This window comes from Variovorax sp. TLI9-5A (assembly GCF_056867935.1).
The window spans coordinates 6,735,609-6,747,856 of the sequence record NZ_CP200310.1; the positions used below are offsets into that span (position 1 = coordinate 6,735,609).

A 12,248-nucleotide genomic window follows, 5' to 3' on the forward strand; every position below is an offset into this window, starting at 1 on the left:
ACGGCCGGCCGGCACTCGCGCTCTAATAGCGCCATGTGCCAATTGCTAGGAATGAACTGCAACACGCCGACCGACGTGACCTTCAGCTTCACGGGGTTCGCGCAGCGCGGCGGCCGCACCGACCACCATGCCGACGGCTGGGGCATCGCGTTCTTCGAGGATCGCGGGCTGCGGCACTTCGTCGATCACCAGGCGGCGAGCGAATCGCCGGTGGCGGAGCTGATCCGGCGTTACCCCATACAGAGCCGCAACGTCATCGCGCACATCCGCAAGGCGACGCAGGGCGAAGTCAACCTGCAGAACTGCCACCCCTTCGTGCGCGAGCTGTGGGGGCGCTACTGGGTGTTCGCCCACAACGGCGACCTGAAGGAGTTCCGCCCTCGCCTGCACGGCAACTTCCATCCGGTGGGCAACACCGACAGCGAGCACGCCTTCTGCTGGATCATGCAGGAGCTGGCCAAGTCGCATGCGGGCGTGCCGAGCATCGAGGAGCTGACGCTCACGCTGCGCGAACTGGCGCCGCAGCTGGCCAGCCACGGCACCTTCAACTTCATGCTGTCCAACGGGCAGGCACTGTGGGCGCATGCCTCGACCAACCTCTGGTACGTGGAGCGCCGCCATCCCTTCGTGACGGCGCAGTTGTCGGACGAAGACCTGGAAATCGACTTCGCGCAGCACACCACGCCCAACGACCGAGTCGCCGTGGTCGTGACCGCGCCGCTGACCACCAACGAGGCGTGGACCCAGTTCGCCCCGGGCGAGCTGCAGGTGTTCGTGGACGGGCAGCACGTCGCGCGCTGAGGCCCGAGTCAGTCTTTTGGCTGACACTTTTTCGCAACATCGCAAGAAAGTATCGACTGATGGGCTTACGGGAGTAAACAATAACGGTTCTCATTTGCATATTTGGACCGTTCATGCCCGCTTCTTCCTTCCATCTTCGGCCGACCGTGGTCGCAACGCTGTTCGCGCTCAATGCCACAGCGGCCCTGGCCCAGACCAACGCAGCGCAGCCGGCGGCCCCGGTGGTTTCGAGCGGCGGCACGCTGTCCACCGTGACCGTCGAGGCCAGCGCCGACGCCTCGGCCGAGGGCCTGACCAAGCCCTACGCCGGCGGGCAGGTGTCGCGCGGCGGGCGGGTCGGCATCCTGGGCAACCAGGACATGATGAGCACGCCCTTTTCCAGCACCAACTACACCAACGAGCTGATCCAGGACCAGCAGGCCAAGAGCGTGGCCGACGTGCTGCTCAACGATCCGTCGGTGCGCCAGGCCCGCGGCTTCGGCAACTTCCAGGAGCTGTACGTGGTGCGCGGCTTCCCCGTGTATTCCGACGACGTGGCCTACAACGGCCTGTACGGCATGCTGCCGCGCCAGTACATCGCCTCTGAATTCTTCGAGCGCGTTGAAGTCTTCCGCGGCGCCAACACCTTCCTGAACGGCGCGGCTCCCGGCGGCAGCGGCATCGGCGGCGCGATCAACCTGCTGCCCAAGCGCGCGCCCAACGAGCCGCTCACCCGCGTCGGCTTCGGCGTGCAGAGCGGCGGCCAGGGCTACGTCAACCTCGACCTGGCGCGCCGCTTCGGCCCCGACGACAGCCTGGGCGTGCGCGTGAACGCGGTACGCCGCGAAGGCGGCACGGGCGTGAAGAACGAGAGCCAGCAGCTCAGCGCCTTCGCCGTCGGCCTCGACTGGCACAACCGCAACGTACGCCTGTCGGCCGACTTCGGCTACCAGGACTACGACCTGAAGGACGGCCGCCCGAGCCTGACGCCCTCGTCCACGCTGCCGATCCCCCGCGCGCCAGACGCCCGCACCAACTTCGCCCAGCCCTGGACCTATTCCAAGGAGAAGGACAAGTTCGCCACCTTCCGCGGCGAGGTCGACATCACCGACAACATCACGGCCTGGGCCGCCGGCGGCGTGCGCCGCAGCGACGAAGACAACGTGCTGTCGAACCCCACGCTCGCCGACGCCTTCGGCAACACCAGCAACACCCGCTTCAGCAACACCCGCAAGGACCGCATCGGCACGGCCGAGATCGGCGTGCGCGGCAACTTCGCCACTGGTCCGGTGAAGCACACCGTGGTGGTGTCGGCGGCCAAGTACAGCAACGACCGCGACAACGCTTACACGATCTCGCGCGGCACAGTCCGCAACAACATCTACGCGCCGTACGCTTCGCCGTACCCCGTCGCCAATTCCTTCACCGGCAACACGCTGGAAGATCCGCGCCTGACCGACAAGATCGACACCTCGAGCGTGGCTATCGCCGACACCATGTCCTTCATGGACGACCGCCTGCTCGTCACCCTCGGCGCGCGTCGCCAGACCATCGAGCAGACCAGCTTCGCCTACACCACGCTCAAGCAGACGAGCACTTACGACAAGAGCAAGACCACGCCGGTGGCCGGCGTCGTGTTCAAGATCACGCCCACCGTCTCGGCCTACGCCAACTACATCGAGGGCCTGGTCAAGGGCAACGTCGCAGGCACCACGGTGAACAACCGTCCCGTCACCAACGCTGGCGAAATCTTTGCGCCCTACCAGGCCAAGCAGAAGGAAGTCGGCGTCAAGTACGACGGCGGCACGCTCGGCGCGAGTGCCGCCTTCTTCACCACCGACCAGCCCACGTACTACTACTCGGGCCAGACCTACGGCCTCTACGGCAAGCAACGCAACCAGGGCCTCGAGTTCTCGGTGTTCGGCCAGCCCACCAAGGGCCTGCGCTTACTCGGTGGCCTGACGCTGCTCGACGCCAAGCAGAAGAACACGCAAGGCGGCGCGACCGACGGTCTCACTGCCATCGGCGTGGCCAGGCAGCAGGCCAACCTCGGCGCCGAATGGGACGTCCCCGGCGTGCGCAACCTGTCGCTGAACGCCCGCGTGCTCTACACCTCGAAGCAGTACGCCAACGCCACCAATACGCAGTCGGTGCCGTCGTGGACGCGCTTCGACGTGGGCGCGCGCTACCTGGTCGACCTGGGCAACGGCCGCCTGCTCACGCTGCGCGCGCGCATCGACAACCTGTTCAACAAGTCGTACTGGGCGTCGGTGGGCGGCACGCAGGGCAGCAACTACCTGGTGCTGGGTGCGCCGCGCACCTTCGCGGTGAGCGGCACGATCGACTTCTGACCTGAGCCGCCAGGCCGGCGGTCAGCGGCCCTGCGCGCGCAGGGTCGCTTCGAGCGCGTCGATGAACATCGCCGGCACGTCGAAGCCGGTCTGTTCGGTGATTTCCTGGAAGCAGGTCGGGCTGGTCACGTTGATCTCGGTGACCGAATCGCCGATCACGTCGAGCCCGATCAGCAGCAGCCCGCGCGGCGCCAGCGCGCGGCCCACGGTCTCGGCGATCTCGCGGTTGCGCGGCGTGAGCGGCTGGGCCACGCCCTTGCCGCCGGCCGCCAGGTTGCCGCGCACCTCGGTGCCTTGGGGAATGCGCGCCAGCACGAAGGGCGCGGGCTCGCCGGCGATGATGAGGATACGCTTGTCGCCTTGAACGATCTCGGGCACGAAGCGCTGCACCATGATGGTCTCGGCGCCGTCCTTGTTGAGCGTCTCGACGATGGAGCCGAGGTTCAGCGCGTCCTGCTTCACCCGGAAGATGCCCATGCCGCCCATGCCGTCGAGCGGCTTCAGGATGATGTCGCCGTGCTCGGCGTGGAAGTCGCGCACTGCCTGCGCGCTGCGCGTCACCAGCGTGGGCGTGACGAACTGCGGAAACTCCATGATCGCGAGCTTCTCGGGGTGGTCGCGCAGCGCGCGCGGCTTGTTGATCACCTGGGCCCCCTCGCGCTCGGCCTGCTCCAGCAGGTGCGTGGCGTAGATGTATTCGGCGTCGAAGGGCGGGTCCTTGCGCATCAGCACGGCGTCGAAATCCTTCAGCGCCTTGGCTTCGGTGATGTCGACGCTGTACCAGTCCTTCGCGTCGCCGGTCAGCGTGATCTGCTGAACCGTGGCCGTGACCACGCCGCCCGACTTCCACTGGATGTCCTGCGGCAGGCAGGCCGCGATGCGGTAACCGCGGCGCTGCGCCTCGCGCATCATCGAAAAGGTCGTGTCCTTGTAGATCTTGAAGTGGTCGAGCGGATCGGCGACGAAGAGGATGTTTTTCATCAGGCGTTCTTTCTTGCGTTGCCGGGGCGCGGCGGCCATTGGCGTTGGCATTGCGTTGGTACGGGGCGCGATGTTGCCGGAAGCGGCGATGTCCTTGCCGGCGGGGGCTTTTTTCTCTTCGGCCCGCTGCAGCCGGCCTGGCCGCGCAACGCGCGTCGGGGGATTGTGCCGGGAGCCCGCAGGCACAGAATGGTCAACAATTCTGGCTAAATAAAGTCAACCATCCGGCACAAGAATTGCGTGTCTCCATCTCCGACAACTCCCGGAGAACCTCGTGGACACATCCATTTCGCAGGACGGCCCTGCGCCCGATCCCGCCGCCGTGGTCGACGAATTCCTGCGCCTGGTGATGATTCCGGACCCGCAGTCGGCCTCGCGGTTCACCGCGCCCGACATCCGCATCCGCTTCACCGGCAACCGCCCGATGCAGGCGCCCGGCGACACCTCCGCCTTCAACGCAAAGCGCTATGCGTGGGTCAAGAAGAAGATCGAGCGCACCGAAACGGTGGCCGGCGGCACGCCCGAGGAAACGGTGGTCTACAGCCTGGGCACGCTCTACGGCGCGTGGCCGGACGGCACGGCCTTCGAGGGCAACCGCTATGTCGACCGCTATGTGGTGCGGCACGGCCTGATCGTGCAGATGGACGTCTGGAACGACAGCGCCGAATGGCTGCTGGTGCGCGCCGGCCTCGCCGTGCTGTGAGGCCGCCGGCATGAGCACGCGCTGGCCCGACCGGCTCCCCACGCACGACCGCTTCGACTACCGGCCCATCACGCGGCGCCCCGACTACGCGTGGCCGAACGGCGCGCGGCTGGCGGTGTACATCGGCTTCAACGTCGAGCATTTCGCCTTCGGCGACGGGCTGGGCGCGTGCATCGGCCCGGCCTCGCCGCAACCCGACGTGCTCAACCACGGCTGGCGCGAGTACGGCAACCGCGTCGGCGCGTGGCGTTGCCTGGAACTGTTCGACGCGCTCGCGCTGCCCACCGGGGCGCTCGTCAACACAGCGCTGTACGACCACTGCCCCGAGCTGGTCCAGGCGCTGGTGGCGCGCGGCGACGAGTTGATCGGCCACGGCCACAGCAATGCCGAACGCCAGGGCGTGCTCGACGAGGCGCACGAGCGCGCACTGCTGCAGCGCTGCCGTGAGCGCATGCTGCGCAAAAGCGGGCAGGCGCCCGCGGGCTGGCTGTCGCCGTGGATCTCCGAAAGCGCACTTACACCCGACCTGCTGGCCGAGACCGGCTACACCTACACCCTCAACTGGTGCCACGACGACCAGCCACTGCGCATGCGCACGCGCGGCGGCGGCTCGCTGTGGTCGGTGCCGTACCCGCAGGAGCTCAACGACATCCCGATGATCGTCGGCCGACTGATGGACGCGAAGGATTTCAGCGCCATGGTGATCGACAACTTCGAGGAAATGCTCGACCAGTCGCGCGCGCAGCCGCTGGTGATGGGGCTGGCGCTGCATCCGTACATCGTGGGGCAGCCCTATCGGCTGCGGCACCTGCGCACGGCGCTCGCACGGCTGGCGCAGGCGCGCGACCGGGGCGAGATCTGGTTCTCCACGCCCGGTGCGATCGCCTCGCACGTGGCCGGGCTCGAGAAGGAGCGGCCGGGGGAATTCGACTGAGCCGCGCCCGGGCTCAGATCTCGATCTTCGACCCCAGCTCCACCACCGCGTTGTTCGGCAGCCCCAGGAAGGCTGCCGCCCCGCTCGCGTTGTGGTGCATCTGCGCGAACAGCTTCTCGCGCCACGGCGCCATGCCGCTGCCGAGTGTGGGAATGACGACGTCGCGCGACAGGAAGTAGCTGGTCGTCATCTGCTCGAGCTGGCAGCCGCGCATGCGTGCGTTCTCGAGCGCGCGCGGCAAGTCGATGTCGTTCTTGAAGCCGTAGTGCACGATGATCTGCCAGCAGTGGTGGCCCAGCGCCTCGATCTCGATGCGCTTGTCCATCGGAATCCACGGCACCTCGTGGTTGCGCACGGTGACGAACATGTTCTGCTCGTGCAGCACCTTGTTGTGCTTCAGGTTGTGCAGCAACGCGTTCGGCACCACGCCCGGCTCGGCCGTGAGGAACACCGCCGTGCCGTCGACACGCGCGGGCGGGCTCACGAACACGGAATCGAGGAAAGACTTCAGGTCGATGGCATCGGCGTGCTGCGCCTCGCCCATCAGGCGGCGGCCTTCCTTCCAGGTGATCATCAGCGTGAAGACGAAGCCGCCGATCAGCAGCGGGAACCAGCCGCCCTCGAAGAGCTTGAGCAGGTTCGACGCGAAGAACAGGAAGTCGACCACGAAGAAGACCGCCGTCGATGCGATGCACAGCGCCAGCGGAAGCTTCCATGCATATCGGATCACGAAGAAGGTCAGCACCGTGGTGATCAGCATGTCGGTGGTCACGGCGATGCCGTAGGCCGCGGCAAGGCTGCTGGACGAGCGGAACATGACCACCGCCAGCACGATGGCCACGAACAGGCCCCAGTTGACCAGCGGAATGTAGATCTGGCCCGCCGTGCGCACGCTGGTGTGCTCGATGTTCAGGCGCGGCAGGTAGCCCAGCTGGATCACCTGTCGCGTGACGCTGAAGGCGCCGGTGATGAGGGCCTGCGACGCGATCACGGTGGCCGCCGTGGCCAGCAGCACCAGCGGAATGAGCGCCCACTCGGGCGCCATCATGAAGAAGGGGTTCTTCACCGCCTCGGGGTTCTCCAGCAGCAGCGCGCCCTGTCCGAAGTAGTTGAGCGTGAGCGCCGGCATCACCACCGAGAACCACGCGATGCGGATCGGGCTCTTGCCGAAGTGGCCGAGGTCGGCGTACAGCGCCTCGGCGCCGGTCACGCACAGCACGGTCGCGCCCAGCAGGATGAAGCTGGTGCCCGGGTTGTCCCACATGAACTTCAGCGCGTAGAACGGGTTCAGCGCCTTCAGGATCTCGGGGTGATGCAGGATCTGGGACACGCCGAGCACTGCGATCGCCGCGAACCAGGTCAGCGTGATCGGCCCGAAGAACTTGCCGATGCCCGCGGTGCCGCGCTTCTGCACCACGAAGAGGCAGAACAGCACGACCAGCGTGAGCGGAATGACGTAGTGCGTGAAGTGCGGCGAGACCACCTCCAGGCCCTCGACCGCCGAGAGCACCGAGATGGCGGGGGTGATGACCCCGTCGCCGTAGAAAAGCGAAGTGCCGAAGATGCCGACCACCAGCAGCAGGTGGCGCAGCCTGGGCTTGTCGTGCACGGCGCGCGACGCCAGCGCCAGCATGGCGACCAGGCCGCCCTCGCCTTCGTTGTCCGCCCGCAGCACGAGCACGACGTACTTGATGGAGACGATGACGGTGAGCGTCCAGAAGAACATCGACAGGATGCCGTAGACGTTCTCGACGGTGAATGGCACGTGGCCGTGGCCGAACACTTCCTTGACGGCGTACAGCACGCTGGTGCCGATGTCGCCATAGACGACGCCGATGGCGCCGACGATCAGGCCGGCTGAGAGATTTTTGGGGGCTGACACGAAGTCGATGGGAAAAAGGACAGGCTGCTGGTATCGACGCGTCAGACACGCCGGGCGCGACAGGGGCGAACTTTAGTACACCCGTGTCACCCTCCCGCCCTTTTGTTTCCGTTGCTGTGGGGCCGCTATTTTGCCGCCGCTTGCGACCGGTGCAAGCCGAGGCAGGCAGCCCCCGGCCAATCACTCGTAGATTTCGGCGTCCGGATCGGTTGCTTCCATCTCGTAGCTGGCGGCCACCATGGCCAGCCGGCCGACCACGCCATACATGTAGAAGCGGTTGGGCGCACTGGCGCCAGGCTTTGCGCCCGGCTGTGGCAAGTGCGCACTTTCAGAGAAGGCCAGGGGCACGAAGCTCGCGCCCGGCAGCTTCAGGTTCTCGTCGGCGGCGCGCTCGGCGTGCACCCGGTAGAAGCCGCCGACCACGTAGCGATCCATCATGTAGACCACGGGTTCGGCCACGCCGTTGTGCACGCGCTCGTTGGTGAGCACGCCTTCCTGGACGATCAGCTCCGTGGGCTCGCGCAGGTCGCGGCCGGCGGCGCTCCGCGCGGATGCCGCAGGAACGCTGGCGCCGCCACGCGGCTTGCCGATCAGCGCCTCCACGTCCTTGGCGTCGCGCACCGTCACCACGCCCGGGCTGCCGCTTCCGCTGTGGCCGCCCTTGACGACCACGAAGGGCTTCTCGTTGATGCCGTATTCCTTGTACTTGCGGCGCACCTTGGTCAGCACTGCGTCCACGTGGCTGGTGAGCACGTCGATGCCGCGGCCCTCGGCCACGTCGACGCCCTCGGCGCGCGCATAGATCGGGTTGATGAGCCATGGATCGATGCCCAGCAGCTTGCCGAAGCGCTTGGACAGCTCCTCATAGCTGTGCAGATGGTTGCTCTTGCGCCGCACCGACCACCCCGCATGCAGCGGAGGCAGCAGGTACTGCTCGTGCAAATCCTCGAGGATGCCGGGAGTTCCCGCAGAAAGCTCGTTGTTAAGGAGAATTGTGCACGGATCGAAGTTCTTGAGCCCCAGGCGCCGCTTGCTGCGCACCACCGGCTCCAGCGTCACGGTCTCGCCGTTGGGCAGTTCGATCTTCTTGGGCGACTTGATGGCCGGATCGATCGACCCGATGCGCACGTTGAGCCCCGCCATGTGGAAGATGCGCACGAGTTGCGCGACGTTGGCGAGGTAAAAGGTGTTTTTGGAATGATTTTCCGGAATGACGAGCAGGTTGCGCGCCTCCGGACAGATCTTCTCGATGGCCGCCTGCGCGGCCTGCACTGCCAGCGGCAGCATCTCCTTGGTGAGATTGTTCCAGCCGCCTGGAAAGAGGTTGGTGTCGACCGGGGCAAGCTTGAAGCCGGCGTTGCGGATGTCGACGGCGCTGTAGAAGGGCGGCGTGTGCTCCATCCACTCGAGCCGGAACCAGCGCTCGATGGCGGGCATCGAGTCGAGCACCCGCTGCTCCAGTTCGTTGATCGGGCCGGTCAGGGCAGTGACTAGATGCGGAACCATGCAGCGGCCTTGTTGGTTTTGTGCTTAAAGGTGGAGTGGAATTGTAGGATTTGGGGCTGGTCGCCCCGATGACAAGACCGCGCGCGGACGCATCGGACCGACCGATCGGATCAGGTCCGGACTTCGCCCTGCCCCAGCACCACGTACTTGAGCGAGGTCAGTCCTTCGATGCCCACCGGGCCGCGCGCATGGAACTTGTCGGTGCTGATGCCGATTTCGGCACCCAGCCCGAATTCGAAGCCATCCGCGAAACGTGTGCTCGCATTGACCATCACGCTGGCCGAATCGACCTCGCGCAGGAAGCGCTGCGCATGCACGTGGTCGCGCGTGACGATGGCGTCAGTGTGGTGGCTCGAGTAGCGGTTGATGTGCGCGATGGCCTCATCCACGCCGGCCACCACCTTGATGCTGATGACCGCGGCGAGGTATTCCTCGGACCAGTCGGACTCGACCGCATCGACGATCTTCGCCGCCGGACTGGCCGCGCCCAGCGCCTCGCTCTCGCGCAGGATGGCCGCTGCCGCTGGGTCGCAGCGCATTTCCACGCCCTTGGCCGCAAAGATGGCGGCGATCTCGGGCAGGAAGTCTTCGGCTACCGAGGCCGACACCAGCAGGCCTTCGGCGGCATTGCACGGGCTGTATTTCTGGGTCTTGGCGTTGTCGACGATGCGCAGGGCCATCTCGAACTCGGCCGTGTCGTCCACGTAGACATGGCAATTGCCGTCCAGGTGCTTGATGACCGGCACCTTGGCATCGCGGCTGATGCGCTCGATCAGGCCCTTGCCGCCGCGCGGAATGATCACGTCGACGAATTCGGGCATAGCGATCAGCTGGCCGACGGCCTCGCGGTCGGTGGTCTGCACCAGCTGCACCGCCTCGACCGGCAGGCCGGCCTCGCCGAGCGCCTCGCACACCAGCACCGCCAGCGCCTTGTTCGACTCGATGGCTTCCGAGCCGCCGCGCAGGATGGCGGCGTTGCCGCTCTTGATCGCCAGGCTCGCGGCTTCGATGGTCACGTTGGGCCGGCTCTCGTAGATCATGCCGAACACGCCGATCGGCACGCGCATCTGCCCCACGCGGATGCCGCTGGGCTGCTGCTTCATGCCGATGATCTCGCCGATCACGTCGGCCATGCCGGCGAGCTGCTCGCAACCCTGGGCGACGGTCTCGATGACCTTGGGCGTGAGCTTCAGGCGGTCGACCATCGGTGCCGGCAGGCCGGCGGCGGTGGCGCGCTCCAGGTCCTTCTGGTTGGCCACGGCGAGCGCCGGGCCGGCTTCGCGCAGGCGGCGCGCCAGTGCTTTCAGGGCCTTGTTCTTGCTGGCCGCATCGGCACGGGCCATGAGGAATGCGGCGGTCTTGGCTTGCAGACCCAGGGTCTGCATGTGTTCGCTTACGTTGAACGCGTTCATCGGGCTATTTTCCCATGCCGATCCGTGGCCCGGCTGACACAGGCCTTTTGGCGGCTGGAGCCGCCAGCAGTCCGGTCGGGTCAGGCGCGCCGAGGGGCGCCGCCCGCGCTGCCGCAGGCGCGGCACAGCATCAGCGCCAGCCGCTGCAGCGCCTGCCAGCCGCTGGCGGGCCAATCGGGCTGCTTCAAGCCCTTGACGATTCCGTCCACCACGTGCGCGGCGCGCAGCAGGCGGGTCAGCATGCGGTCGTCCAGGCGCGGCAGCACGCGCTCGAAGGCGCGCTCGCGCGGGCCCCAGATGCGGTTCTCGCGCAGCGCCATCGGCAGCGGGCGGCCGGCGGCCATGGCGTCCTTCACGCGCTTGAGGGCGCGGATGTCCTCGGCGATCGCGTAGTGCACCAGTACTTCGGCCTCGCCCTCGGCCTGCAGCCCGTCGAGCATGCGCGCCACGCGCTGCGGATTGCCGGCCAGCACCGCCTCGGAGAGCTTGAACACGTCGTAGCGCGCCACGTTGTTGACCGCGCCTTCCACCTGCTCCCAGCTCAGCTCGCCTGCCGGATGCAGCAGCGCGAGCTTCTGGATCTCCTGGTGCGCGGCAAGCAGGTTGCCTTCCACGCGGTCGGCGAAGAACTGCAGCGTGCGCTGGCCTTCGTCGCCGGGCATCACGCGCTGGCCCTGCTGGCCCAGGCGCTGCGCGATCCACTGCGGCAGCGCGTTGCGCTCGATCGGGTCGACCTGGATGCTCGCGCCGTTGTTCTCCAGCGCCGAGAACCAGGCACCGGTGCGCGTGGCCTTGTCCAGCCGCGGCAGCATCACCAGCGTGAGCGTGCTGTCGTTGCCCGGGGCGGACTCGGCCAGCTGCTGCAGGGCTGCGCTGCCGTCCTTGCCGGGCTTGCCCGATGGAATGCGGATCTCGACGATCTGCTTGTCGGCGAACAGCGAGAGCGAGCCGCCGGCCGCGAGCACCGCGCTCCAGTCGAAATGCGCGCCGGCCACGGTGTACGAGCTGCGCTCGGTGTAGCCCTGCGCGCGCGCGGCGGTGCGGATGGCGTCGGCCGCCTCCTGCGCGAGCAGCGGCTCGTCGCCGTGGATCGTGTAGAGCGGCTTCAGGCCCTTCTGCAGATGGGCCGCTAGCTGGGCGCTGGCAAGTTGCATGGAAGCGAAGGAACCGGCCTCAGATTTCCTTGACCGCCGCCAGCCGGCGCATCAGCTGCTGCGCGATGTCCGACTGCATGTCGCGGAACAGCAGGTCGGCTTCGCCTTCCTTGGCCAGCGCGTTGGTCTCATTGAAGCTCAGGTCGCGCGTCTGCGAGACGTCGCCGGCCGTCAGCAAGTCCTTGCCGGCCGGTGTGCGCAGCCGGAAGCGCACCTTCAACTGAAGCTGGAGCTCGCGCACGAGGCCGGCCGAGTTGGTCGAGATCACGATGCGGTTGCGGTCCTCGCCCAGGACCTCCAGGATGACGTCCGCCTTGGACGCATCCTCGGGCGGCAGCACGGTCACGGTGCCCGTGGCCCTCAACTCGCGCCGGATCTGGTTGATCATGGCCGAGTTGCCCGACACCGACAGCGACTTGAACGCGAAGACCGGCGCCTTGCGCAGCTCGAAGCCGCAGCCGGCCAGGCCGAGCGAAGCGCCCGCCGCCGTCAGCCCTAGAAGAAAGCCGCGGCGCGGCAGCGAGACATTGCGAGTGTTCATGCTT

10 protein-coding genes are annotated in these 12,248 nt (G+C 67.0%); 4 read left to right on the forward strand and 6 right to left on the reverse strand.

The window, feature by feature from the left end:
- The first annotated feature begins 33 nt into the window (after window positions 1–33).
- Together AC1VNX_RS32035 and AC1VNX_RS32040 are read left to right on the forward strand one after the other, a co-directional pair.
- Window positions 34–801, forward strand: coding sequence for a class II glutamine amidotransferase (locus tag AC1VNX_RS32035; protein ID WP_483161546.1), 768 nt, complete (start codon window positions 34–36; stop codon window positions 799–801).
- A 113-nt stretch (window positions 802–914) separates the two neighbouring features.
- The gene (locus AC1VNX_RS32040) at window positions 915–3,131 is read left to right on the forward strand and encodes a TonB-dependent receptor (RefSeq protein WP_483161547.1); all 2,217 of its coding nucleotides are present in this window, start codon (window positions 915–917) and stop codon (window positions 3,129–3,131) included.
- A gap of 21 nt (window positions 3,132–3,152) precedes the next feature.
- Here AC1VNX_RS32040 and gshB read toward each other — a convergent pair whose 3' ends face one another.
- Window positions 3,153–4,112 (reverse strand): glutathione synthase, encoded by a 960-nt coding sequence (gene gshB, locus AC1VNX_RS32045; RefSeq protein ID WP_483161548.1) that lies wholly within the window; start codon window positions 4,110–4,112, stop codon window positions 3,153–3,155.
- 274 nt (window positions 4,113–4,386) lie between these two features.
- On the opposite strand from gshB, the gene AC1VNX_RS32050 reads away from it, so the two are divergent.
- A complete protein-coding gene (locus AC1VNX_RS32050; protein WP_483161549.1) occupies window positions 4,387–4,815 on the forward strand; it encodes a nuclear transport factor 2 family protein in 429 nt (142 codons plus the stop codon).
- 10 nt (window positions 4,816–4,825) lie between these two features.
- Complete coding sequence (locus tag AC1VNX_RS32055; protein ID WP_483161550.1) at window positions 4,826–5,749, forward strand: polysaccharide deacetylase family protein; 924 nt, start codon at window positions 4,826–4,828, stop codon at window positions 5,747–5,749.
- A 13-nt stretch (window positions 5,750–5,762) separates the two neighbouring features.
- Here the strand turns inward: AC1VNX_RS32055 and AC1VNX_RS32060 are convergent, their stop codons facing one another.
- The 5 genes from AC1VNX_RS32060 to AC1VNX_RS32080 form a co-directional block, all read right to left on the reverse strand.
- Window positions 5,763–7,631 (reverse strand): potassium transporter Kup, encoded by a 1,869-nt coding sequence (locus AC1VNX_RS32060; protein WP_483161551.1) that lies wholly within the window; start codon window positions 7,629–7,631, stop codon window positions 5,763–5,765.
- 180 nt (window positions 7,632–7,811) lie between these two features.
- Entirely contained in the window at window positions 7,812–9,137 is a 1,326-nt protein-coding gene (gshA, locus tag AC1VNX_RS32065; RefSeq protein WP_483161552.1) for a glutamate--cysteine ligase, read from the reverse strand.
- 110 nt (window positions 9,138–9,247) lie between these two features.
- A complete protein-coding gene (locus AC1VNX_RS32070; protein ID WP_483161553.1) occupies window positions 9,248–10,549 on the reverse strand; it encodes a glutamate-5-semialdehyde dehydrogenase in 1,302 nt (433 codons plus the stop codon).
- Window positions 10,550–10,629: 80 nt separating this feature from the next.
- Window positions 10,630–11,703 carry a DNA polymerase III subunit delta gene (gene holA / locus AC1VNX_RS32075; protein ID WP_483161554.1) on the reverse strand — a complete coding sequence of 358 codons (1,074 nt, stop codon included), beginning with the start codon at window positions 11,701–11,703 and terminating at the stop codon, window positions 10,630–10,632.
- A 19-nt stretch (window positions 11,704–11,722) separates the two neighbouring features.
- Window positions 11,723–12,244, reverse strand: a complete 522-nt coding sequence (locus AC1VNX_RS32080; protein ID WP_483161555.1) for an LPS-assembly lipoprotein LptE — start codon at window positions 12,242–12,244, stop codon at window positions 11,723–11,725.
- Window positions 12,245–12,248 lie beyond the last annotated feature (4 nt).